Source organism: Pseudomonas sp. Pse35, from assembly GCF_024519715.1.
Lineage (GTDB): Bacteria > Pseudomonadota > Gammaproteobacteria > Pseudomonadales > Pseudomonadaceae > Aquipseudomonas > Aquipseudomonas paracarnis.
Genome location: NZ_JALJRP010000037.1, coordinates 32279 through 56585, shown reverse-complemented (window position 1 = coordinate 56585; position 24307 = coordinate 32279). Strand labels below are relative to the sequence as shown.

Genomic DNA, 24307 nt, shown 5'->3' with positions numbered 1-24307 from the left:
AACCGGCAGGGATGCCGGTTTAGCCGCCCCGCGCCATGGATGGCGCGTGGCGGCGCCCCCCCAAATCACTGGCGGATTACGGGCACACCGAGCCTAAGCGAGGTGCCGAGTGGTGGGGCAAGAGCCCTTTGGTTACTTTGGGGCTTTTCCAAAGTGACCCGCCGTAAGGGCGGACCCCTAGGTGGCCGTTACCGCAGGAATGGATATGTACTCGGTATAACGGTGTCGACTGTGAGGCCGCCTTCGCAGGCAAGCCAGCTCCCACATTTGGATCGTGGGGTGTCAGGCCACTCACTCAGAACGCCAACTTGTACCCCACCGCCATCAACATCACCGCCAGGCACGGCCGCAGTACCCCGTCGGGAATCCTGCCGGTCATATGGCTGCCAACGTAGATCCCCGGCAGCGACCCCATCAGCAAAAAGCCCAGCAGATGCCAGTCCATGTTCCCCATGCTGGCATGGCCCAGGCCCGCCACCAAGGTCAGGGGCACGGCATGGGCGATCTCGGTGCCAACCAGGCGCCGCGTGGCCAGGAACGGGTACAGGATAAACAGCGCCACCGTGCCGAGGGCGCCGGCGCCGATCGAGGTCAGGGCCACCATGGTGCCCAGGATCGCACCTGTCACAACAGTGAGCGCATTCAGATTGCGCGGGCGCAGATGGTAGGAATCGCCAGCATGACGCTGGGCAAAGGCCAACAGGCTTTTCTTGAACAGGATCGCCAGGGCCGTCAGCAGCAATACCACGCCAAGGGCCTGCTTGATCACCGCGTTCATCGCGCTGGGGTCGGTGTGCAGGCTGGCCAGGAACCATAACGTCAGCAACACCGCCGGCACGCTGCCCAGGGTGAGCCAGCCGGTGATGGTCCAGTCGATGTTCTTGTTCTTGCTGTGTACCAGCACACCACCGGACTTGGTGATCGCGGCGTACAGCAGGTCGGTGCCCACCGCAGTGGCTGGGTTGATGCCAAACCACAGCAGGATCGGGGTCATCAGCGAACCGCCGCCCACCCCCGTCATGCCCACGATAAAACCCACGATCAGGCCGGCAACCACGAAACCAATATTACCTACATCCATTCCAGCTACCCGAGGCCTTATAAATTTCTGGCCGCAGGATAGCGATTTTTCTTATAACCACTTATACCGATGCGATCTGAGTTTATGCTTTTTTGGAAATCTTCACTTTTTTCGCAAAGCCCTGCATCCAATGGGCGGGCCTGGGCCGTAGTCATCAACGTAACCCTGCTGTTCTACCCAATGGAGAAACACCATGAACGCTAAAACACTGCTGTGCCTGTCCAGCTTGCTCCTCGCCGCACCGTCGGCGTTTGCCCAGGCGGGCCTGCCGGACAGCATCAAGGTGCCGGATGGCCACAAGGTGGCGATGCAAACCACCGGGGTCGGCGAAATCACCTATGAATGCCGCGACAAGGCCAGCGCTGCCGGCCAGACCGAGTGGACCTTCGTCGGCCCCAAAGCCGTGTTGAACGACCGTAATGGTCAGCAGGTCGGCACCTACTTCGGCCCACCTGCCACGTGGCAGGCCAAGGACGGCTCGACCATCACCGGCACGCAATTGGCCGTGGCGCCGTCGAGCCCCGGTAACCTGCCCTATCAACTGGTCAAGGCCAACCCGGCCGAGGGAAAAGGTGCGATGAGTGGCGTGGCGTATATCCAGCGGGTTGCGCTCAAAGGCGGAGTCGCTCCCGCTACGCCATGCACCACCGCGAACAAAGGCGCCAAGGAAGGGGTGAAATACCAGGCGGACTACATCTTCTGGGCCGCCAACTGAGCAAACTCAGCTACGCTGGCCAGGTAGGCGCGAGCAACCTCGCGCCTACCACGCGTAGACGTCTCCTCAGTGGCAGGAATTCTGGTTTGGCTGAAATCATCTTTGATTATGAAGTGTGCCTGTTAGCCTGCGCCCGCGGCGATCATCGCGCCCTGCACCAACTCTATGAGCAGGACAGCAGCCGTTTGCTCGGTGTGGCGCTGCGCATTACCCGCAACAAGGCACTGGCCGAGGACATCGTGCATGACGCCTTTATCAAGATCTGGCACGGCGCACGCAGTTTCGACCCCCTGCGAGGCTCCGCACGGGGTTGGGTGTTCAGCGTGACTCGCCACCTGGCCCTGGACGTTGTACGCAGCGCCGGGCGTGACGTGCCACTGGACGATCAGTATGAACCGATGGCAGAGCCTGCCCAGACTTTTGAGTTTGCTGCACGCTCCGGGCAGATCCACCAGTGCCTGGAGCGGCTCGACCCGACACGCCGCACCTGCATCCTGCACGCCTATGTGGACGGCTACTCCCACAGCGAAATTGCGCAAAAACTCAGTACCCCTCTGGGTACCGTCAAAGCCTGGATCAAACGCAGCCTCGCCGCCTTGCGGGAGTGCATGGCATGAACGACAGCCTGGATGAACTGGCCAGTGAATACGTGCTGGGGACACTGCCCGCCGAACAGCGCGCTGAGGTGCAACAACGCCTGGCCCATGATGCGGCACTGCGTGCAGCGGTGGATGCCTGGGAGCAGCGTCTGTTGCCTCTGGTCGCGCTGGCACAACCGGTGCCGCCTTCGGCACAGCTGTGGCGGCGCATTGAACGCGGAATCAAAGCCCCCGAAACGAGCGTGGCGTGGTGGAACCTGCTGGCGTTCTGGCGCGGGCTTTCTGCCGCGGGCCTGATGGCAAGCGTGGTGCTGGCGGCTTTATTACTGACGCGCCCGCCCATCACCACACCCAGCTTCGTGGTGGTGCTGATGGCGCCGCAAAGCCAGGCACCGGGCTGGGTGGTGCAGGCCAGTGATAATCAGCAGATCCAGTTGATTCCACTAGGGGTGATCGAGATTCCTGCCGACAAAGCCCTGGAGTTCTGGACCAAGGGCGATGGCTGGCAGGGGCCCGTATCACTGGGGCTGGTCAAACCGGGGCAGACCTTGTCGGTGCCGCTGGACAAGCTGCCGCCACTGGCGCCGAACCAGTTGTTTGAACTGACGCTGGAAGGGCCCAATGGCTCGCCCACCGGCAAACCCACCGGGCCGATTCACGGGATCGGCCGCGCAGTCAAAGTGCTTTGATCACGAAAGGTTAGGTAGCCACACACGAAACCGCGCCCCGCCCAAGGGAGACGCCAAGGCCGTCAAAGTGCCGCCCTGGGCCTCCAGGGCGCGCCGGCTGATCGCCAGGCCCAGGCCAAAGCCACCGGTTGCGCGGTCGCGGCTACGGTCCAGGCGGTAGAACGGCTCGAAGATGCGCTCGCGCTGCTCCGCCGGTATGCCGATGCCATCGTCGTCCACCCAGATTTCACAGCCTTTGGGGCATACCCGAACGCCCACCTGGATGCGTTTGTCGCAGTAGCGCGTCGCATTGCGCAGCAGGTTCTGCAAGGCCCTGGCAGTCAGGCGCGGGTCGAGGCTGAAGCGCTCCACGGCACAATCGAGGACCACATCGATGACGATATCGGGGTTCTCCAGCTCATCGTCGACGCTGCCCAACACGCTGTCGATAAACTCGTCGAGCGCCACCTCTACCCGCTCGGGCAATTGCGCCGGGTTTTGCAGGCGACTGTAAGACAGCAATTCCAGCACCAGCTCATCCAGCTCCCGAATATGCGCCACCAGGCTTTGCAGGCGCTCGCGGCTGGCCGGGGGCAAGTCTTCGGAAAGCGCCAGGGCCAGCCCGAAATCCAAGCGGGTGAGCGGTGTGCGCAGTTCATGGGAGACCGCATTGAGCAAATCGCGCTGCTGGTTCAAGAGGCGCTCGATATCGTCGGCCATGGTGTCGAATACCGCCGCCAGGCCGCCGATGCTGGAGCTGGGTGCGAGCCCCGTACGCGCCTCCAGATGGCCCTTGCCCAATAACGCGGCGGTACTTTTCAAACGCTCCAGGTCACGCCAGTGCGGACGCAGCCACACCAGCAGGCACGCCAGCAAGGCGGCACCGACCAGCACGTTCATCGACCAGTACAGCAGGTTCATGTCCAACGGGTCTGGCGGTACGGTCAGCTTGACCGCGAACTGCTGGTTGATCGGCGAACTGATTTCCTCCATCCAGCCCCATTCGCCCAGGCGGATCACTGGCTTGCCTTGCTCCAGCAGCTGTTCTTCCTCAGGGGTGTAGCGGGCGTCCTGGCGCAGCAACAGTTGCACTTTCAAGGGTGCAAAATCGCGGCTCAACTGGTCGGTCACCTGGGACCAGCGCTCCACCGGTGCGCGCTGGTACTGCTTGACCATGAGTTTTTGCAGGCCGCGGGACTGTTCGATGTTGTAGTCCATGTAGCGGTGTTCGAACAGCTGGATCACCAGCTTGGGAATCAGGTAAATCGCCGCACTGTAGGTGACGATGGTGATCAGGTAGAGGCGCAGCAGTACGCGAAACATGATTCAGCATTCCCACTCGGAACGGCTGAACAGATACCCCTTGCCCCACACTGTCTTGATCTTGCGCGCCTCGCCCGCATGGTCGTCGAACTTGCGTCGCAGCTTGGAGATGGCCACGTCCACCGAACGGTCGGTACCGTTGAACTCGATACCGCGCAGGCGTTGCAGGATCTGATCGCGGCTGAGCACTTCGCCGGCATGCCGGGCCAGCACCACCAGCAGGTTGTATTCACCACTGGACAGCTCGACCGCCTGTTCGCGCCAGGTCACGGTGCGTTCGGACAGATCAATGCAGAGGTTGCCCATGACGATCTGGTCGCTGGCCACCTGGGGTTCGGACAGGCTGCTGCGACGCAGCAATGTGCGCACCCGGGCCAGTAATACGCGCGGCTCGCAGGGTTTGGTCACGTAGTCGTCGGCGCCCATCTCAAGCCCCAGAACCTGATCGTGGCTGTCATCGCGGGCGGTCAGCATCAGGATCGGCAGCCCCGCCGAGTCGGCGCGCAGCAAACGGCATACCTGCAGGCCGTCGAGGCCCGGCAGCATCAGGTCGAGGATCACCAGGTCCGGCGGGTTCAGGCGTGCGCGTTCACGGACATGGTCGCCGCGGCTGAGCACGCTGACGTGGTAGCCATTGCGTTCCAGGTAGCTGGCAATCAGCTCGGAGAGTGCGGCGTCGTCTTCCACCAGGAGGATGTTGGGCATGGTGTTTCCAAATAATGCTGTTTGTTGGTGTGTTGCAGGATTGTGCAAGGATATACGCCCCCGACGCCCTGCGCGCCGTACCTTACACTTCTTCACAGACCCGCTACACAGCTTCACAGCACCACGGCGCAGGTGCCCCTAGGATGCGCCAGTCAATATTGGGATAAGAGCATGTCGAAGAATCTGTTTGCGCCGTTTTGCCTGTTGGCCCTCACACTGGCGCTGAGCGCGTGTGGTCAGTCGGCAGACGAGGCGCCACAAATGCCCCTGGCCAAAGTGCGGATCGAAAACCTGCAGGCCAAACCCCTCTCAATTACCAGCGAACTGAGCGGGCGCATCGCCGCACCGCGTATCGCCGAAGTACGCGCCCGGGTCGCCGGGGTGGTCATGCAGCGGGTGTTCAACGAAGGCCACGACGTCAAGCAAGGCGACGTGTTGTTCCGTATTGACCCGGCGCCGTTCAAGGCCGACCTGGACAGTGCCCAGGCCAACCTGAGCAAGGCCGAGGCCAATGCGTTCCAGGCGCGCCTGCAAGAACAGCGCTACAGCCAACTGGTCGAAGGCAACGCCATCAGCGGCCAGGAGTACGACAACGCCCGCGCCGCCCTGCGCCAGACCAACGCCGAAGTGGCCGCCAACAAGGCCGCCGTCGAGCGTGCCAGGCTGAACCTGGGCTATGCCACCGTGACCGCACCGATTTCCGGGCGCATTGGCCGCGCCCTGGTGACCGAAGGCGCGCTGGTCGGCCAGAACGAAGCCACGCCGCTGGCGATTATCCAGCAACTGGACCCGATCCACGCCGACCTCACCCAGTCCACCCGTGAGCTGAACGACCTGCGCCGCGCCTTTCGTGCCGGCAGCTTGAAGCAGGTCGGCCAGGACCAGGCCAAGGCCACCTTGATCCAGGACGACGGCAGCCTGTACCCGTTGCCAGGCAAATTGCTCTTCGCTGACATCAGCGTCGACCCGGGCACCGGGCAGATCATCCTGCGCAGCGAGTTCCCCAACCCGGACCTCGACCTGTTGCCCGGCAGCTTTGTGCGGGTGCGCGTGGAACAGGCCGTGGACAAACAAGGTATCAGCGTGCCGCAACGCGCAATCACCCGTGACAGCGCTGGTATCCCGATGGTGTTGCTGCTGGACGCCGAACAGACCGTCAGCCAGCAACCGGTGGAGTTGGGTGCGGTGATCGACAACCGCTGGATCGTCACCAGCGGCCTCAAGCCCGGCGACCGCATTATCGTCGAGGGCGTGCAACACGCACGCCCCGGTGAAAAAGTTGAAGTGGACGACAGCCCGCTCGTAAAGGAATAACCCGTCATGCCGCAGTTCTTTATTGACCGCCCGATCTTCGCCTGGGTGGTGGCCCTGTTTATCCTGCTGGCGGGCTTCCTGGCGATCCCGCAATTGCCGGTGGCGCAATACCCCAACGTCGCGCCACCCAAGGTGGAAATCTACGCGGTGTATCCCGGCGCCTCGGCCCAGACCCTGGATGAGAGCGTGGTCAGCCTGATCGAGCAAGAGCTCAACGGCGCCGACCACCTGCTGTATTTCGAATCCCAGAGCAGCCTGGGCTCGGCGACCATTACCGCCACGTTCCAGCCGGGCACCGACCCGGAAATGGCCCAGGTGGATGTGCAGAACCGCCTCAAGGTCGTCGAGCCGCGCCTGCCCCAGGCCGTGACTCAGCAAGGCTTGCAGGTGGAAAAAGTCTCCGCCGGTTTCCTGCTGTTGGTCACATTGACGTCCAACGACGGCAAGCTTGACGACGTGGCGCTCAGTGATTACCTGGCGCGCAACGTGATGAACGAGCTCAAGCGCCTGGACGGGGTCGGCAAGGCCCAGTTGTATGGCGCCGAGCGAGCGATGCGTATCTGGATCGACCCGCAGAAGCTGATCGGTTTCAACCTCACGCCGGCCGACGTCAACGCCGCGATCAGCGCCCAGAACGCCCAGGTCTCAGCGGGCAGCATCGGTGACTTGCCGGGCACCCACACCCAGGAGATCACCGCGGCGGTGCTGGTCAAGGGGCAACTGTCCACTCCGGCGGAGTTTGCCGACATCGTGCTCAAGGCCAACCCCGACGGCTCCACCGTGCGCATCGGCGATGTGGCACGGGTGGAAGTCGGCAGCCAGGAATACCAGTTCTCCACCCGCCTGAACGGCAAGCCGTCCACCGCCGTCAGCGTGCAACTGTCGCCCGGCGCTAATGCATTGAGTACCGCAACGCTGGTGCGGGCGAAAATGGACGAGTTGTCGCGCTACTTCCCTGCCAATGTGGAATACAAGATTCCCTACGACACTTCGCCCTTTGTCAAAGTCTCGATCACCAAGGTGGTCTACACCTTGATGGAGGCGATGGCGCTGGTATTCGCGGTGATGTTCCTGTTCCTGCAGAACGTGCGCTACACCTTGATTCCCACGCTGGTGGTGCCGATCGCGCTGATGGGCACCTTCGCCACCATGTTGCTGCTGGGCTTCTCGATCAACGTGCTGACCATGTTCGGCATGGTATTGGCTATCGGCATCCTGGTAGACGATGCCATCGTGGTGGTGGAAAACGTCGAGCGCATCATGGCCACCGAAGGCCTGTCGCCCAAAGAGGCGACGAAGAAAGCCATGGGCCAGATCACCGGGGCCATCATCGGTATCACCCTGGTGCTGGTGGCGGTGTTCCTGCCGATGGCCTTCATGCCGGGTTCGGTGGGCGTGATCTACCAGCAGTTCTCACTGTCGATGGCCACCTCGATCCTGTTTTCCGCTTTCCTGGCCCTGACCTTGACCCCGGCACTGTGCGCCACCTTGCTCAAGCCGATTGCCAAGGGCGAGCACCATGCCAAGGGTGGTTTCTTCGGCTGGTTCAACCAGCGCTTTGACCAACTCACCAACCGTTACGAAGGTTGGGTGGCCTATGCCCTCAAGCGCAGCGGCCGCTACCTGCTGATCTATCTGGTATTACTGGTGGGCATGGGCCTGTTGTTCAGCCGCCTGCCCTCCTCGTTCCTGCCGGTGGAAGACCAGGGCTACACCATCACTGATATCCAGTTGCCGCCGGGCGCCAGCAAGAACCGTACGGTGCAGGTGGCCGAACAGATCGAGGCGCATAACGCCGGCGAGCCTGGGGTGGGTGATACCACCATGATCATGGGCTTCAGCTTCTCCGGTTCCGGGCAAAACGCCGCGCTGGCGTTTACCACGCTAAAGGACTGGTCAGAACGTGGCAGCGATGACTCCGCTTCCTCGATTGCCGATCGCGCGAACATAGCCTTCAGCGAGCTCAAGGACGCGATTGCCTATGCAATCCTGCCGCCACCGGTAGACGGCCTGGGCACTTCCAGTGGTTTCGAGTTCCGTTTGCAGGACCGCGGTGGCGTCGGCCACGCCGGGTTGATGGCCGCACGTACCGAATTGCTGGACGCTGCAGCGAAAAGCCCGATCCTGGCCAACGTGCGTGAAAGCGCCTTGGCTGAAGCACCACAAGTGCAGCTGGAAGTGGACCGCAAGCAGGCCAACGCCCTGGGTGTGTCGTTTGCCGACGTAGGCAACGTGCTGTCGTCGGCGATAGGTTCGGCGTATATCAACGACTTCCCCAACCAGGGCCGTATGCAGCGCGTGGTGGTGCAAGCCGAAGGCGACCAGCGCAGCCAGGTGGCCGACCTGATGAAAATCCACGTGCGCAACAACGCCGGGAAGATGGTGCCGCTCTCAGCCTTCGTCGAAGCCAAGTGGACCCAGGGCCCCACGCAGTTGACCCGTTACAACGGCTACCCGGCCATCGCCATCAGCGGCGAAGCGGCGCCGGGGCACAGCACTGGCGAGGCCATGAACGAAATCCAGCGTCTGGTCAGCCAACTGCCCGCCGGGCTGGGCCAGGAATGGACGGGCTTGTCGTTGCAGGAGCGCTTGTCCGGTTCCCAGGCCCCGCTGCTGTTGGGCCTGTCGCTGCTGATCGTGTTCCTGTGTCTGGCCGCGCTGTATGAAAGCTGGTCGATTCCCACCTCAGTGTTGCTGGTGGTGCCGCTGGGGGTACTGGGTGCGGTGTTGGCCGTGTCGCTACGCGGGATGCCCAACGACGTATTTTTCAAAGTCGGCTTGATCACCATCATCGGCCTGTCGGCGAAGAACGCGATCCTGATCATCGAGTTCGCCAAGGACCTGTATGACCAGGGCGAGGATTTGATCGACGCCACCTTGAAAGCGGCACGGTTGCGACTGCGCCCGATCATCATGACGTCCCTGGCATTCATCCTCGGCGTGGTGCCATTGGCGATTGCTACGGGGGCCAGCTCGGCCAGCCAGCAGGCGATTGGCACCGGTGTGATTGGCGGAATGATCACGGCGACATTGGCGGTGGTGTTTGTGCCGGTGTTCTTCGTGGTGGTGATGAAGCTGGTGCGCAAGCGCCAGTAATGCCCACACTGTAGGAGCGAGCTTGCTCGCGAAGATCGTCAACGATAACGCGGGCCGTCTGGATGCACGCGGTGTTTTGAAGTTTTTCGCGAGCACGCTCGCTCCTACAGGGATAGGCTATGGTTTCCAGCGTTCTTTGTGAGCCACCATGCCCTTCCTCGCCCGCACCCACCCTCGCCTCTCATCCGCCGCCGTACTGGGCCTTGCGGTCGGCCTCCTGGTGCCGGCCGACACCCTTGCCAGCAAAATCCTGATCGGCTGGAACGCCGGGGTCTGGACCTACCTGATACTGATGCTCTGGTTGACCATTCGCGCCAAGGCCGAAGACGTCAAGCGCATCGCCGAAGTCGAAGACGAGAACGCCGGCCTGGTGCTGTTCATGGTGTGCATCGCCGCCATCGCCAGCCTGGCCACCATCACCTTCGAACTGGTGGGCAGCAAGGACCTGGCCACTTCCGAACGTCTGCTGCATTACGCTTTTACCGGGCTGACAGTGATCGGCTCCTGGCTGCTGATCGGGGTGATTTTCAGCGTGCACTACGCCAGGCTCTATTACACCTGGCAAGGCAAGGAGCCGGCGCTGCGCTTTGCCGAGGGCTTGCTCACCCCCAATTATTGGGACTTCCTGTATTTCTCCTTCACCATCGGCGTGGCCGTGCAGACATCGGACGTGGGTGTTGCCACCCGTAGCTTGCGTAAAGTGGTGCTGGGGCAATCGTTGATCGGGTTTCTGTTCAATACCGCGATCCTGGGGTTCTCAATCAATATTGCGGCAGGGTTGTTTGGCTAGGCCTGGCTAAGCGTATGGGTAAAGAAAACCGACGAATGGACCGGCAAACCTGTTAGTTCTGACAGTTGTGCAGCGCGTGCTTATGGCGCTGAATTGAATCGCTCACAACCAACCCATCCAAGGGCACGGGGCTGATCCATGTCAACACAACCAATGAACAGTAACTTGGTGCTCAATGGCAACTTCGCCCATCGTGAACGCTATTGGAACGTTACTGCCACCGCTCCAGGCCGAGTTGATTTTTCCCGCCAGCATTGCGTGATCACGGGGCGCGGCCGGGCGGAACAAGACATATCGGTTTCCGATACCGCCTCCTACTCCTTCAGCCTGTACACGTTGATTACCTATAACGGCGCCGGGTCAGCCCGACTGGTATGGCAGCCCTCGGGGGCGACTGAAACAATCACGCTAACAGGGAACCATGGCTGGACCCATCATGTGAGCACCTTTCGCCCACCTACCGGCACAACCGGCCTGACGCTACAACTGATGGGTAATGCTGGCGACGTCTGGTTCGATAGCCTCCAACTGGTGGAAGACGGCGGCGTGGTCATCCCTGTCGAGTTGATCCGTAACGGTGATTTCGCCGACAACAGCGATCATTGGATAGCCAACCGGCCAGTGGGCTCCTCCGTGACATTTTCCGACAACGAGTGCCAGGCAAACCAGGGGGGATCCATCGAACAAAAGATCGCGGTCACACCCGGCCAGACCTATGATTTTTCCATCGATGCCATGACGCCAACCGGAGGGCACGGTTTCGCGATGTTCCATATTGCACCCGGTAACACGCCACAGATAGAACTTCGGGGGGGTGGCGACTGGGATAATTACACGTCGTCGCTGACCATCCCTGCAGGCGTGACTGAAATCACCTTAGAAGTGATAGGCACCACCTTCCTCGTGGTTGACAACCTGTCCCTGAAATCAGCCCCCGTGCCAACGATTAATCAAAACCGCCCTCATCGCACACACACGTACCGCCCATCGCAGGAGAACCGTACCATGAGCAATGCCAATGCCCGAAAAGCTGCCCGCCAGAAATCCGCAGAACGTTTTTTTCAAGGTTCGATCGGAAGCGAAAACTTCAAGGCGGACTTTCGCAAAAATGAATTGAAAAACAACTTCTGGCTGGCGGAAGGCGCCATGAAGATACCGCCCACAGAAACGTCAAGACAGGTGGTCATTTTCAAGTACCCCACTACCACGGACTCCGGCCGTTATCAGTTGGAGAAAGACAGTGACGAACATCAGTTAGCCGTCATCCTGATGACCATTAATGAAACGCCCCTCCCGGCTTATCAAGCACATCGAGGCACCGTCGAATTCTTTCATAATTCCGACGACCATACGGTCACGGGCGCACTCGACGTCTATCTTATGGATGTCAACAACCAAGAACTGCGTGTGCAAATGCTGTTCAGCCTCGATAGAACCACGCGGCGCAGACCTACCCGTGTCAATACCGTTCAACCTCGATAAACCCCGGCATGAAAGTCAACGCCCCGAACCTCGGGGCGTTTTCAAGCATCGTTGAAATCCAGTGGCACTGCCTGATTACCAGCTATATCGCACGCCGAAATTTGCCCCCCATGGCTGATCCACGTGCTTGCCTTGGCCGTAGTCAAAATCTGCATGCAATTGCATATTTTGGGACAGTGTCAGGGCGACACCCACGCCGACCTCGACACGAGACCCCGACAGATTATTGTCAAATGTCTGGTTATTGACCGACACCTTGTTGCTCTTGGCAAATTCGTGGGCAACGCCACCACGCAAGTAAGGCTGAAGCATACTGCCGTCATCCAACATAAAGTCGCGGCCTACTGTCACCCCCAACTTGCCCTGCACGGAGTCGGTGTGGCTACCCTTGGCTTTGAGACCATTGTCCAGGCTATAGCTCTTGCCTTGTACTGTAACCACGGACGCTTGGGCGAAAGGCTCGATAAAGAAATCATTATCCAGCTTGATATGACGGCCCGCTTCCACAGACGCACCCAAGGCATTTGTACTGTATTTGCCCTTCGCTTGCCTGCCGTCGCTCAAACCGACAGTGGAATCATTGTTCAAGCGGTTGGCTTTGATGACGCCGTCAAAATAGTAACCACTCTCCTCATCCAACCAAGTGGCATACAGACCTGCGTAGTAACTCTGCACACTACCCGAAGTACCCCGACTGAGATCCAGATCAGAAGTACTATGGCCCGCCATTACCCCCAGCAGCCATTGCCCTTCTCCCAAGGGGGTATCCGCCCCCAAGGAGAACCCGCGCTGGCTTTGTTCATAGGCACCCGCATCACCACCACTGACCTCATATTTATTGCCATAGGCACGCAACCAACCACCGGCTGCGGCGCCGTTATGCCGAATCTCTCCCATGCGGCTACGCAAAGATGTCATCTCGCCATACCACACGGTTGGTGCAGTGTTGAACAAGGCCAATACCGACCGGGTGCCTGGGCTGACAGTGCGATTATTCGGGTCAAGGAACCAATCATTACCGTCTTGCCGGAGGCCATAGGACCAGGCCCCAACATCCACATTACCGCCTACCAGCGCAAACTGTGCGTCACCGCCACCCGTGTGAACGATATGCACATCACCTGGGTTTACCGGTTCTGTACCGCTGCTGGTAAGCAATAGGTCGTGATGGCCGGTTGCGTCACCCGTAATATTCAGGAAGTCCGTCAGGCCCTGAGCGAAATCAGTGCCCATGACAAAAGTGCCTTGGCCCGACAAGCTCTTGAGGTCAAGTTGATAGAACGCATCGCTATCCCCAAACTTGACCGTGCTATCGGCAAGGCGCAAATCACCCACCTGGCTATTGCCGGTCATGACCCACATGGATTGCTCGCCAAGACTCAACGACGAAACGTTTTCCAGGCGGCCAGTCAATGAGGCGAGATCAGTGAGCTGAAGGTGAGCCTGGCTACCACCGCTGACAACGACATCGCCCTTGAGCTGGCTATTGGCGATATTCATATTCGCCGTCGAGCCGCCTTTGACTTCCAGCAAGTTGCCATTACCACCGGTGAGCGTCGAACCGTTGCGTACCTCGATATTCGCCACCGCACCCTGGCCCCGAGCACCGTCTACGAGCAACGCAGCACCTGTGGTACCGGTGACATGAGAATCGTCCAGGATAAGGGTATTAGGCCCGGGCGCATGCCGGTCAAACGACATTTCAATACCGTTACGTCCGCCTGAAATATTGCTCCCAGACGCCCGTGCCGCCGAGCTCTCCAACCTCAACCCAAAGCTGTCGGCGCCCGTGCCGATTGACTGACTGCGCACCAACTCCAACGCACTGCCACCAGTAACAACTGCACCACCGGTTGCTCCCACCAGGACACTGCCATTGACCGTCGCGGTGGATATATCGGTTGAGTTTGTAAATTTGCTCACCAGTAAACCATGGTAATCGGCACTGGAAATCATACTGTCGTTGATCTGCGCAGTGCTGCTGAGCAGCGTTACGCCAGTTTCGTAAGCCCCGGAAGCAGTGACACGACTGTTATCGACAGCCACATTAGAGCCGTTCTGAGCGACAACCGTCCCCAGGATCGTACTGTCCGCGCTGACATTCAGGTTCGAGGCATTAGCATAAATGGCCTGCGTCCAGCCCCGTATGACGTTAAGCGTGGCATTTTGCAATTCAAAGGTATCGATATAATCATCGTGCCGGATGGTTTCGGTGCCATTTTCGATCAACCGAGCATGAGCATTTGGCGCCAGAAGCAACAAGGTCACAACAGATGGCACCTGCATCATTGCAACCAAGGGTTTTAATTTAAAGTACGAATTGATCTTCACAAGACACCACTCATTTAACAGGCATTCCAGAACGGAACTGTTCGGCCTATTTCCAGAGGGGTGGAGCCAGGCCATTCAAGGCCGCAAAGTTACAGATCAGGCTTACCCTAATATGTAGGATTAATCCGAACATAAGGGTAGAGATGGGGAGATTAGCTGTGTGAAAGTGCAAAGCGCGTGCAGTGCAACCGAAGGGTGCCGAAGCACCCCGCAGTCCGCAGTCCGCAGTCTATTGTTCTACCAGGCCGTCTTCCAATGCAGTGGGTGGTTGCTCCTCGCAAAAAAACCCGTTCAAGTCGGTGAACCGTGTACGGGTCCAGGCTCTTACCGAAGGCTGCTCTCCTTCTCCCGGGATCGGCACAAAATAGTGAAAGTCCACCGAATTGCGCGCCGCTGGCCGAAGGGCCGTATAGGGGATCTTTATGTCGAAACCGTTGGAAACCATATCGGGCGTCAGCGGCAACGAGCTTAGGGCCAGTGTATTGCCCAACTGAGTGTCTCCGGTAATGTCACTGAATACGCGGAATTCGCATCGAACGACCATGTGCTCTTGGAAATACACTGTATTACCAGGAACCCTGACCGTCGCCTCGCGAGTCGCTCGATTGAGGTCGGTACACGCCAAAAATGCGGTCGCCTTGACGAACCTTGGCTCTTCCAATACGACTTTGTTGGCCGCCACAACTACATTCTGCGCAAGTGAGCGCTGGGTATTGTCATTAGTCGGCCATCCCAGCGTATAGAACACTGGGAGCGTTCTATTGCCGACTGCACGAATGATTGACCAAGGCACCGTTCGCGTAAGAGTGTCACCGCCCCCTTCGTTCGTCAGTGTCAACTCATCAAACTTGTGGGCCAGATCCCCCCAATACCATTTGATTATCGTACCCGGCGCGGGAAGAGGGGTGCTCCAAAGCACGGTCTCGATAGTCGCGTCCCTATTGAAGTCAGCGTCTGTGAGCTCATTTTCCTTAGTCGGGTCAACGCCGAAGACCCGCACGCGCGCGAGCAAACTGTTTTCCGGATCTTCACCCGGAGCAGGGCCAGGCGCAGAAAAATCGACATCAATAGTGTGAGTAGGCGCATCGGTTGATGTCCCATTGCGATCAACAAAATAGTCGATGGTCATGGGAATCTCGCCAGCACCTCCACCATAATGGGCCAAAAGAGTATCACTGCCGACAGGCAGCATTAACGGAAAAGGCAGATAAAGCTTAACGTCAAAACGTTCCGGAGCCTGCGTGCCGATGGTCAATTCGATCACGTCAATGTCGGTTAAATTATTTTCATATTCTGGAATAGCAATGAAAACCCCGTTCGGCTCATAAAGGTCTTGTAAATCAAGCAGCCCGTCACCAGGAAGAAGCGCCAACGGCACATAGGCTTCCTGCGGATCAGGGGCTGGTGTCAGGTTCAACTCAATTCGCGCAGGTACCGAGTCTTTGCTGACATTCCCTGCAAGATCCCACAGGCGGTAGAACAAGTAGTTCTGCCCTCCTTTATTACCAGTAATCAGGTTCCACGGCAGCGTAAAACTCAACGAGTCGTCCACAGGAAAGGTGTCAATAGGCTCAGACAGCTGTGAAGAAAATTCCGATGAAAAAAAGACTTCGATATCATCACCGGCGCGCCGAGAGATGGGATAGTCGCGAAATGTACATTCCATCCCGGCTGGGTGATCCTCCACATCCTGCTCAGTAATTTCACCTTTCGACTCCAAATAAGCAGGGAACAAGGGCGCTGCCGGGTGCCTGGGGTCTTCTGGCGGGGTAAGGTCGACCTCCAGGGGAGCACCTCTTAACAATCCCGTCTGCGAGTTACCTTCATGAATGACATAGCCGACCTCATGCTCCCCTTCCACCAAACGGGCCGCCGGAATATCACGGGTGAACGGTTGATCAATAGGCTCGTGGACAGGAGAAGCTGTATTGAAGTCTACCATGTGCATCGGCGCACCCCAGTTCGTTGCGCCTTTACCGCGCATATGCACTGCGAGTCTGGTGATTGCCGGGTCAATGCCTTCGTCATCTGCAAACTGCCCAATATCGAAGGTTACAGTAAGCGGTTTCTTCGACGCCTCCTTGGTAATCAACCCATCATTATTCAACGCATCAAACGTGGGCAGGGGCATCGCCAGCACACCCGCCCTGCGCTGGCACAGCAGTTCTTTATTGGCCTTGCGCGATGCAATGGCGGCCTTTTGTTTCTTACTCAACGTTGCCATCTGTATTCTCCTTTTGCACTGAGTAACACCAAGACAATCGAACAAACACATGCCTTCGAAAAAAGACACGTTTCAAATAGAACAACTGTTGCGCTGCCACTGCCAAACGCTGCAACTTACATCGACGACCAACTACTCAAGTCGGCTTATACCTCTAGTCTTCAGGGCCATCACCATTCGGCCCGCAATAGATATTGCCCACTCTTTTACGATCAATTTTTGCATAGCGTAATCTTGAGGAACCTATCACTCTGTTTTTGCGCCACAACGTATAGATAACCGACACCGAACTTCCCGGGCTCTGGGGATCTGGTGACTTGATGGGTTTAATCTTCTCGTCATAGTTGCGTTGTTCGAAGGTATAACCTTTTTTCGCCTCTTCTTCAGTCAGCCGATGCGTCAGGGTATCCGCAGTTGATGTAATCGCCTGTCCCCCTCCCGCAAACTCTTCATAGCCCTGCCACTCCACGACAAGATCGTCATCTTTGCGAAAGACCGTTTCCGGAAGAATCTGGACAGGTATGTGATCCCACATAGCCGGGTTAGCGTCACAGCCTATAAACATATTGCTATTGGCACTTGGAAACTCAACACGCCTTAATACCTGTGGAGGTACAACATCGACCATGACTTCAGTAAAATTGGAAAGCTGCTCATTAACGCCGTTGAATGTCGAGTAGTACACTCGTAGTTTTTCATCATTCCCTGCATCGACAATCACCTGCCAGGGAATATCACTGAACGTCACGCGTACGCCTTCAGCATCGCCACTACCGGTATCCACAATATAACTTGCCACCGGCTTATCCATACTGGGGAAGCCCCCCCAGAACAACTCCAACACCTCACCATCACGAGGCTGGTGATAAAGCAGGACGCTGGCATATACGCGCTGATCCTTATCACGTATATCAATATGGTTGTCCGTCTTCGAGCCCTCGCCAAACACAGTCACTGTTGGCAAGTCGAGGTTAAGCAACGCGGGGGCGTTGATATGGTCTTGCCCTGCCACCCTGAAGTCCCAACGGATTAACGTAGGGGGGCTGGGCAACGTCGGCGTATTGCTGCCGTACCGTGTAATGGTGTAGGTGGCCGAACCTTCTGCAAACCCCATGCCCATCGCTATCAACTTCGACCACGGGATACCGGCGCCGAACGGCATCTCGGTAACCTCCTGCGCATCAAGCAGGGTACTGCCCCACCGAATGGTGACAAGATCGCGAGCATTCCAGTTGTCATACTGAACGTTGGCCACCACACCAATCCGTGCATCGTGCCGATTGATCAAGCCACTTGCCATGGCAGGGATGACAAGAGGTTTGAGGTCTGAGGGCGCTTCCTTTAATCGGACTTCAACGGGCGACTGGTCGGACCTGGGGCCTCGATTACCGGAGCGATCTTGAAGGCGCAGGTGAACGTATTGAGTTCCGTTGCGGTACAGGCGAAACAAATCCACAAGAATGGGAATAACAAGTGGGCTATTTTCGTCGGGAAACTCTACATAGCCACTCGGTGCACTATCAGGTGGAGGACTTTGGTCCGAAATATAATAATAAACCCTGTCATAAGCCCGCCGGCCGAGGTAAGCAGACAATACCAAATCGACTGTGCGATGCCGGGCCGCGTAGTCCTCATCTATCGTACCCACCGGGAAGGCCGGCGTTGGCGGCGTAACGTTATTGTTTGGCGGCGTCCGGTCAATTACCAGGGTACGGAAGTCCGAGGTTGTGGGTATACCGGTTTCGTCGGTGATCCGATAAGCCAGCCGGACGGTACCGTCATTTTCCAGATAGTCGCGCGGCACGGTGACGGAAAAAGGGAAAGGCTTGGTAATGGGGCCATCCCACCGCTCCTTGAAAGGAGGGACACCTTCGCCTCCGCTGCGTGACCAAACGATTTCGACAATATTGAATTCACCGGCCTGCGCAGCGTCATCCCACAGTTGCGGAATGCGCACAACAAGATCGGTATCAAGATATTGATGAGGTATATAACCCTCAGGAATCGGCGGATTAGCATCATCCAGGATGGGCACCTCTATATCGACCAATCGGAAAATGCCGTTGCGTGAAAGTCTACTTCCAGTGGTTTTTTGAGCGCTCATCAGACTCTCCCGTCAGACCGCTTGTACCTACACCCCAAAGGCGTGCCTGCGACCAATTAAACGCGCAATCTGCGGTATCGAATACTGTCAGAACTAACAGGTAGGCACTGCCATTCGTCGCTTGGTAGCTGATTCCACCCACATCGGATGCTTGACGAAACGGTTGACTTGAGGTTTCCTGAAACCGGTTTCAGCCTGGGTATTCCCGACTGAGGCCCAGAAAACTCCAATAAGAAAGGCCCGCGACCGTGACTCCTTTTTCCGCCGCCCAGCGCACCCGTGTCACCATGCTCGACGTCGCCCAACGCGCCGGCGTGTCCAAAGCCAGCGTGTCGCGTTTTATCGGCGATGACCGCGCCCTGCTCTCCGACGCGATCGCGCTGCGCATCGAGCAAGCCATCGAACAGCTTGGCTACCGCCCCAACCAGATGGCCCGTGGTTTGAAACGTGGCCGCACCCGCCTGATCGGCATGCTGGTGGCCGATATCCGCAACCCCTATTCCATTGCCGTGATGCACGGCGTCGAAACCGCCTGCCGTCAGCACGGCTACAGCCTGGTGGTGTGCAACACCGACCGTGATGACGAGCAAGAGCGCCAACACCTGGCGGCGCTGCGCTCGTACAACATCGAAGGCTTGATCGTGAACACCCTGGGCCATCACCTCGACCAACTGCTGGAGCTGCAACAGGAAATGCCCCTGGTGCTGGTGGACCGCAAGGTCGCGCCGCTGCACAGCGACCTGGTGGGCCTGGATAACCCGGCGGCGGTGCGCATGGCGGTGGGACACCTGGAGCTGCAGGGTTACCGCGACGTGCTGCTCGTAAGCGAGACCACCGACGGCACCAGTTCACGTTTGGAGCGCCTGGAGAGTTTCAATCACGAAATTGCCAAGCGCCCGGCGTTGACAGGCGCCGTGGTTGAACTGGATGGCAACCTGGAAAAGCGTCTGCAAGCCTTTCTCGCCAAACCCGGCCCCAAGGCACTGTTTTGCGCCAACGGCGTGGCCGCACTGGCCTGCACCCGGGTGCTCAAGGCGCTGGGCTGCGACCTGTTCGGCGAGGTGGGCTTGATCGCCCTGGATGACCTGGACTGGTACCCGCTGGTGGGCAACGGCATCACCGCCCTCGCCCAACCGACGCAAGCGATTGGCGCCAGCGCCTTCGACTGTTTGCTCAAGCGCCTGCGCGGCGATACCGCCCCCACCCGCACCCTGGATTTTTTACCCGAGCTGATTATCCGCGGCTCGACGCCCCCTTATGACCCTGGCTTTACTGTGGCGAGGGAGCTTGCTCCCGCTGCGGTGCGAAGCGCCGCCAAGAGCCGGTGACTGCTGCGCAGTCAAACGGGAGCAAGCTCCCTCGCCACAAGCAGTCAGTGTGTTCTTGTCGATAAAAATGAAACCGGTTTCAGAGGTAAACAACAATGCATAAATACCCCGTCTCCATCAGCCTTTCCAGCTACGGCGCCGACCTGGTTCGCCAGCAGGGCCAATTGAGTTTTGTCGCATTGCTTAGCGCTGCCGGTGCCCAGCGCATTGAATGGCGTGAGGAGCTGCTGACCGACGAACACCCCGCCACCCTGGCCCAGGCCGCTGCCGCGCAAGGCCTGGACAGCGTGTTTTCCTCGCCCCTGGAACTCTGGGTCGCCGGCCGTGCCCAGCCCAATGCCGAGCTGGCCGCTACCCTGGACCGCGCCCAGGCCTTTGGCTCGGGTTGGCTGAAGGTGTCCCTCGGTTACTTCACCGACACAAACGACTTGGAAAGCCTGCACGCCCTGCTCAACCGCCACCCGGTCAAGCTGCTGGTGGAAAACGACCAGACCCTGCACGGCGGGCGCATTGAACCGATGCAACGGTTTTTCACTGAAGTCGAACGTCTCGGCCTGCCGGTGAAAATGACCTTCGACATCGGTAACTGGCAGTGGCAAGACCAGTCCGCGCTCACTGCTGCGCGGTTGCTGGGCCGGCATGTGGATTACCTGCACTGCAAGGCCGTGGCCCGTCGCGCCGATGGCAAGCTCGTCGCCTTGCCGCCGGGCGCCACCGACCTGCATCTGTGGGAACAACTGCTTAAACACATGACTCAAGGTATTACCCGGGCAGTGGAATTTCCGTTGCAGGGCGATGACCTGACCGAAGTCACCGCGCAACAGGTCGCGACCCTGGCCCGCCTTGGCCAACCCCATGTGGAGAACGCCCATGTCTGAGCTCGATATCCTGTCGTTTGGCGAAACCATGGCGATGTTTGTCGCCGAACAGACCGGCGACCTGGCGCAGGTCGGGCAGTTTCACAAACGCATTGCCGGCGCCGACAGCAACGTCGCCATCGGCCTGTCGCGCCTGGGGTTCAACGTGGCCTGGCTGAGCCGCGTGGGTAACGACTCCCTCGGGCGTTTTGTGGTCGATACCCTGACAAAAGAAGGACTCGATTGCCACCATGTGGCCGTCGACCCGCTGAACCCCACCGGCTTTCAACTCAAATCCCGGGAAGAGGCCGGCGCCGACCCTCAAGTGGAGTACTTTCGCAGAGGCTCGGCGGCCAGCCACTTGTCCATCGATGCCATCCATCCGACGCTGCTGCAAGCCCGCCATCTGCACGCCACCGGCATTCCGCCAGCGCTGTCCGATGCCACTCGCGCACTGTCGTTCGAGCTGATGACCCAAATGCGCAAGGCCGGACGCAGTGTGTCGTTCGACCCGAACCTGCGCCCGTCCCTGTGGGCCAGCCAGGCGCAGATGATCCGCGAAATCAATGCGCTGGCTGCTTTGGCCGACTGGGTCCTGCCGGGCCTGGGCGAAGGTCGCCTGCTGACCGGTTTTGACGACCCGGAAGACATCGCCGCGTTCTATCTCGACCAGGGCGCCGAAGCCGTGGCGATCAAGCTCGGCGCCGAGGGCGCCTATTACCGCACCCATATGGACCAGGGTTTTGTCGCCGCCGTACCGGTGGCCAAGGTCGTGGATACCGTGGGCGCCGGCGATGGCTTTGCCGTGGGCATGATCAGCGCCCTGCTGGAAAACTTGAGCTTCCCCGAGGCCGTACAGCGCGGTAACTGGATCGGCAGCCGCGCCGTGCAGAGCCGTGGCGATATGGAAGGTTTGCCGACCCGCGCTGAATTACCCACCCGATCCGTTGCGTGACCCATTACCTGTTGCCACAACTACAACAAGCTCAGGAGCAACCCCATGGAAACCGTGAAACTCGCCACCCGTCGCTGGTGGTACATCATGCCTATCGTGTTTATCACCTACAGCCTGGCCTACCTCGACCGCGCCAACTACGGCTTCGCCGCCGCGTCCGGCATGGCCGCAGACCTGATGATCACGCCAGGCATGTCTTCGCTGCTCGGTGCGCTGTTTTTCCTTGGCTACTTTTTCTTCCAGGTGCCGGGGGCGATCTACGCGCAAAAGCGCAGCGTCAAGAAACTGATCTTCGTCAGCCTGATCCTCTGGGGCGGCTTGGCGACGCTGACTGGCGTGGTGTCCAACGCCTACATGCTGATCGTCATCCGCTTCATGCTCGGGGTGGTCGAGGCCGCCGTGATGCCGGCCATGCTGGTGTACCTGTGCCACTGGTTCACCCGTGCCGAACGCTCACGGGCCAACACGTTCCTGATCCTCGGCAACCCGGTCACCATGCTGTGGATGTCGGTGGTGTCGGGCTACCTGGTGCAGCATTTCAGCTGGCGCTGGATGTTCATCATCGAGGGCCTGCCGGCGGTGTTGTGGGCGTTTATCTGGTGGAAGCTGGCCGATGAGCGCCCCAAGGATGCCAAGTGGCTGAGCGACGCCGAAAAGCACAGCCTGGAAACCGCCCTCGCCGCCGAGCAGGTGGGGATCAAGGCCGTGAAAAACTACGCCGAGGCGTTCCGTTCGCCCAAGGTGATCATTCTCGCGTTGCAGTTTTTCTGCTGGAGCATTGGCGTGTACGGCTTCGTGCTGTGGTTGCCATCAATCCTCAAGGCCGGTTTGCAGATGGACATGGTCGAAGCCGGCTGGCTCTCGGCCCTGCCCTATCTGGCGGCGGTGATTGGCATGCTCGTGGTGTCCTGGGGTTCGGACAAGCTGCAGAAACGTAAGCGTTTTGTCTGGCCGCCGCTATTGATTGCGTCGATTGCCTTCTACGCGTCCTACGTGCTGGGCGCCGAACACTTCTGGTGGTCCTACACCCTGCTGGTGATCGCCGGGGCCTGCATGTATGCACCCTACGGCCCGTTTTTCGCCATCGTCCCGGAAATCCTCCCGGCCAACGTCGCCGGTGGCGCCATGGCGCTGATCAACAGCATGGGCGCCCTGGGCTCGTTCGGTGGTTCGTACCTGGTGGGCTACCTCAACAGCAGCACCGGCTCGCCCGGCGCTTCGTACCTGCTGATGAGCGGAGCGCTGCTGCTTTCCGTGGTGCTGACGATTTTCCTCAAGCCCGGCGCCAGTGACCGCTCGCCGACGCCAACCCTGGAGTTGAAGGTAAAAACCTCATGAAAAAATCTGTCGTGCTGTACAAAAAACTGTCCACGCCGCTCATGGCTCGCCTGCACGAGCAGGTCGATGTCACGCTGATTGACGCTCTGGATGAAACCGGCCTGGCCAACCTGCGCGATGCCCTCCCTAACGCCCACGGCCTGCTGGGGGCAAGCCTGCGCCTGGATGCCCAGTTGCTCGACCTGGCACCCAAGCTGGAAGCAGTGGCCAGCGTCTCGGTGGGCGTCGACAACTACGATATCGATTACCTGACCCAACGCGGCATCCTGCTCAGCAACACCCCGGACGTGCTCACCGAAACCACCGCCGACACCGGCTTTGCACTGATCCTGGCTACCGCCCGGCGCGTGGTCGAGCTGGCCGACATGGTGCGCGCCGGCCAATGGAACAAAAACATCGGCCCGGCGCATTTTGGCAGCGATGTACATGGCAAGACCCTGGGCATTATCGGCATGGGCCGTATCGGCGAAGCCCTGGCCCAACGCGGGCATTGTGGCTTCGGCATGCCAGTGATCTACCACAGCCACTCGCCCAAGCCGGCGGTTGAAGCGCGCTTTGGCGCGCAGTACCGCAGCTTGCAGGACTTGCTCAAAGAGGCTGATTTTGTCTGCCTGACCCTGCCGTTGACCGCTGAGACCGAGAAGTTGATTGGCGCCGAGGAATTCGCGCTGATGGGGCCGGAGACGATTTTTATCAATATCTCCCGAGGCAAGGTAGTGGACGAGGCGGCACTGGTGCAGGCGTTGCAGCAACGCACTATCCGCGCGGCGGGGTTGGATGTGTTTGAGAAGGAGCCGCTGGATCACGCGTCGCCGTTGTTGCGGTTGAACAATGTGGTAGCTACGCCGCATATCGGTTCGGCCACCCATGAGACGCGGGAGGCGATGGCCAAGTGTGCGGTGGATAATCTTTTGGCGGCATTGGCTGGCGAAAAGCCGGTAAACCTGGTGAATCCAGGGGCATGGCGGCACTGACACAACACAAGAGCAAAGGTGGAAGCTGGCTTGCCTGCGATAGCCATAGGTATCTACACAACTCTGAAGCGATCGACGGTAACCACGATGCTAAGCGAGCCGCTCTTGATCTGGCTTTTGATCTGAAGCGCCCCGTCAAACCACGCTGGCCGAACGCAGGCGAGGTGCCGAGTGGTGGGGCGAAGGCCTTTTGGTTACTTTTGGGCCTTTCCAAAAGTGACCCGCTGTAAGAGCGGAACCATCGGTGGCCGTTACCGCAGGAACGGATATGTCCGCGGTCAGATCCAACATCCTGGTCGGCTGTAAGGCCGCCATCGCAGGCAAGCCAGCTCCCACATTTGGATTGCGGCGCGTCAGTTAGATCAGCGTCGGCTGTCAGTCCGTCACGGGAGCAAGCGCCCTCGCCACAGGTTCAGCACCGGC

Annotated in this window: 18 protein-coding genes; 12 read left to right on the top strand and 6 right to left on the bottom strand. The window is 59.2% G+C overall.

Annotation, left to right across the window (positions count from 1 at the left end; genetic code table 11):
* Positions 1-295 precede the first annotated feature (295 nt).
* Entirely contained in the window at positions 296-1081 is a 786-nt protein-coding gene (locus tag OC445_RS23465; RefSeq protein WP_054921460.1) for a sulfite exporter TauE/SafE family protein, read from the bottom strand.
* Between the two features lie 193 nt (positions 1082-1274).
* On the opposite strand from OC445_RS23465, the gene OC445_RS23460 reads away from it, so the two are divergent.
* The 3 genes from OC445_RS23460 to OC445_RS23450 all read left to right on the top strand — a co-directional run bounded on the left by OC445_RS23460 (position 1275) and on the right by OC445_RS23450 (position 3084).
* Positions 1275-1796, top strand: a complete 522-nt coding sequence (locus OC445_RS23460; RefSeq protein WP_054921463.1) for a DUF3455 domain-containing protein — start codon at positions 1275-1277, stop codon at positions 1794-1796.
* An 86-nt stretch (positions 1797-1882) separates the two neighbouring features.
* Complete coding sequence (locus OC445_RS23455; RefSeq protein ID WP_072447839.1) at positions 1883-2413, top strand: sigma-70 family RNA polymerase sigma factor; 531 nt, start codon at positions 1883-1885, stop codon at positions 2411-2413.
* Complete coding sequence (locus OC445_RS23450; RefSeq protein ID WP_057977202.1) at positions 2410-3084, top strand: anti-sigma factor domain-containing protein; 675 nt, start codon at positions 2410-2412, stop codon at positions 3082-3084. Before OC445_RS23455 ends, OC445_RS23450 begins: the two co-directional genes overlap by 4 nt.
* Here the strand turns inward: OC445_RS23450 and OC445_RS23445 are convergent, their stop codons facing one another.
* Together OC445_RS23445 and OC445_RS23440 are read right to left on the bottom strand one after the other, a co-directional pair.
* The gene (locus OC445_RS23445; protein WP_072447837.1) at positions 3085-4386 is read right to left on the bottom strand and encodes an ATP-binding protein; all 1302 of its coding nucleotides are present in this window, start codon (positions 4384-4386) and stop codon (positions 3085-3087) included.
* Between the two features lie 3 nt (positions 4387-4389).
* Positions 4390-5091, bottom strand: a complete 702-nt coding sequence (locus OC445_RS23440; RefSeq protein WP_003190934.1) for a response regulator transcription factor — start codon at positions 5089-5091, stop codon at positions 4390-4392.
* Positions 5092-5262: 171 nt separating this feature from the next.
* Between OC445_RS23440 and OC445_RS23435 the strand changes: the two genes are divergently transcribed.
* The 4 genes from OC445_RS23435 (at position 5263) to OC445_RS23415 (ending at position 11773) form a co-directional block, all read left to right on the top strand.
* Entirely contained in the window at positions 5263-6405 is a 1143-nt protein-coding gene (locus OC445_RS23435) for an efflux RND transporter periplasmic adaptor subunit (RefSeq protein ID WP_198791053.1), read from the top strand.
* 6 nt (positions 6406-6411) lie between these two features.
* Positions 6412-9501 carry an efflux RND transporter permease subunit gene (locus tag OC445_RS23430; protein WP_089042600.1) on the top strand — a complete coding sequence of 1030 codons (3090 nt, stop codon included), beginning with the start codon at positions 6412-6414 and terminating at the stop codon, positions 9499-9501.
* Positions 9502-9649: 148 nt separating this feature from the next.
* Entirely contained in the window at positions 9650-10291 is a 642-nt protein-coding gene (locus OC445_RS23420) for a DUF1345 domain-containing protein (protein ID WP_054897468.1), read from the top strand.
* A gap of 138 nt (positions 10292-10429) precedes the next feature.
* Entirely contained in the window at positions 10430-11773 is a 1344-nt protein-coding gene (locus tag OC445_RS23415) for a hypothetical protein (RefSeq protein WP_262020381.1), read from the top strand.
* Between the two features lie 75 nt (positions 11774-11848).
* On the opposite strand, the gene OC445_RS23410 is transcribed toward OC445_RS23415, so the two are convergent.
* The 3 genes from OC445_RS23410 to OC445_RS23400 form a co-directional block, all read right to left on the bottom strand.
* Entirely contained in the window at positions 11849-14104 is a 2256-nt protein-coding gene (locus OC445_RS23410) for an autotransporter outer membrane beta-barrel domain-containing protein (protein WP_309595826.1), read from the bottom strand.
* Positions 14105-14333: 229 nt separating this feature from the next.
* Positions 14334-16328, bottom strand: a complete 1995-nt coding sequence (locus tag OC445_RS23405; protein WP_262020380.1) for a hypothetical protein — start codon at positions 16326-16328, stop codon at positions 14334-14336.
* 154 nt (positions 16329-16482) lie between these two features.
* Complete coding sequence (locus tag OC445_RS23400) at positions 16483-18432, bottom strand: hypothetical protein (protein WP_054897471.1); 1950 nt, start codon at positions 18430-18432, stop codon at positions 16483-16485.
* 248 nt (positions 18433-18680) lie between these two features.
* Here OC445_RS23400 and OC445_RS23395 point away from each other — a divergent pair, with 248 nt between their 5' ends.
* The 5 genes from OC445_RS23395 to OC445_RS23375 all read left to right on the top strand — a co-directional run bounded on the left by OC445_RS23395 (position 18681) and on the right by OC445_RS23375 (position 23884).
* A complete protein-coding gene (locus OC445_RS23395; RefSeq protein WP_275668964.1) occupies positions 18681-19760 on the top strand; it encodes a LacI family DNA-binding transcriptional regulator in 1080 nt (359 codons plus the stop codon).
* 95 nt (positions 19761-19855) lie between these two features.
* Complete coding sequence (locus OC445_RS23390) at positions 19856-20638, top strand: sugar phosphate isomerase/epimerase family protein (protein WP_054897472.1); 783 nt, start codon at positions 19856-19858, stop codon at positions 20636-20638.
* Positions 20631-21572, top strand: a complete 942-nt coding sequence (locus OC445_RS23385) for a sugar kinase (protein ID WP_054897473.1) — start codon at positions 20631-20633, stop codon at positions 21570-21572. The genes OC445_RS23390 and OC445_RS23385 overlap by 8 nt, the downstream gene beginning before the upstream one ends.
* A 45-nt stretch (positions 21573-21617) precedes the next feature.
* Positions 21618-22910, top strand: coding sequence for an MFS transporter (locus tag OC445_RS23380; protein WP_054897474.1), 1293 nt, complete (start codon positions 21618-21620; stop codon positions 22908-22910).
* Positions 22907-23884 (top strand): 2-hydroxyacid dehydrogenase, encoded by a 978-nt coding sequence (locus OC445_RS23375; RefSeq protein ID WP_054897475.1) that lies wholly within the window; start codon positions 22907-22909, stop codon positions 23882-23884. Before OC445_RS23380 ends, OC445_RS23375 begins: the two co-directional genes overlap by 4 nt.
* Positions 23885-24307 lie beyond the last annotated feature (423 nt).

Coding starts and splice junctions, on each gene's coding strand:
- OC445_RS23465 (WP_054921460.1), bottom strand. CDS start 1,081: ATGGATGTAGGTAATATTGGTTTCGTGGTTGCCGGCCTGATCGTGGGT.
- OC445_RS23460 (WP_054921463.1), top strand. CDS start 1,275: ATGAACGCTAAAACACTGCTGTGCCTGTCCAGCTTGCTCCTCGCCGCA.
- OC445_RS23450 (WP_057977202.1), top strand. CDS start 2,410: ATGAACGACAGCCTGGATGAACTGGCCAGTGAATACGTGCTGGGGACA.
- OC445_RS23445 (WP_072447837.1), bottom strand. CDS start 4,386: ATGTTTCGCGTACTGCTGCGCCTCTACCTGATCACCATCGTCACCTAC.
- OC445_RS23440 (WP_003190934.1), bottom strand. CDS start 5,091: ATGCCCAACATCCTCCTGGTGGAAGACGACGCCGCACTCTCCGAGCTG.
- OC445_RS23435 (WP_198791053.1), top strand. CDS start 5,263: ATGTCGAAGAATCTGTTTGCGCCGTTTTGCCTGTTGGCCCTCACACTG.
- OC445_RS23430 (WP_089042600.1), top strand. CDS start 6,412: ATGCCGCAGTTCTTTATTGACCGCCCGATCTTCGCCTGGGTGGTGGCC.
- OC445_RS23420 (WP_054897468.1), top strand. CDS start 9,650: ATGCCCTTCCTCGCCCGCACCCACCCTCGCCTCTCATCCGCCGCCGTA.
- OC445_RS23415 (WP_262020381.1), top strand. CDS start 10,430: ATGTCAACACAACCAATGAACAGTAACTTGGTGCTCAATGGCAACTTC.
- OC445_RS23405 (WP_262020380.1), bottom strand. CDS start 16,328: ATGGCAACGTTGAGTAAGAAACAAAAGGCCGCCATTGCATCGCGCAAG.
- OC445_RS23400 (WP_054897471.1), bottom strand. CDS start 18,432: ATGAGCGCTCAAAAAACCACTGGAAGTAGACTTTCACGCAACGGCATT.
- OC445_RS23390 (WP_054897472.1), top strand. CDS start 19,856: ATGCATAAATACCCCGTCTCCATCAGCCTTTCCAGCTACGGCGCCGAC.
- OC445_RS23385 (WP_054897473.1), top strand. CDS start 20,631: ATGTCTGAGCTCGATATCCTGTCGTTTGGCGAAACCATGGCGATGTTT.
- OC445_RS23380 (WP_054897474.1), top strand. CDS start 21,618: ATGGAAACCGTGAAACTCGCCACCCGTCGCTGGTGGTACATCATGCCT.
- OC445_RS23375 (WP_054897475.1), top strand. CDS start 22,907: ATGAAAAAATCTGTCGTGCTGTACAAAAAACTGTCCACGCCGCTCATG.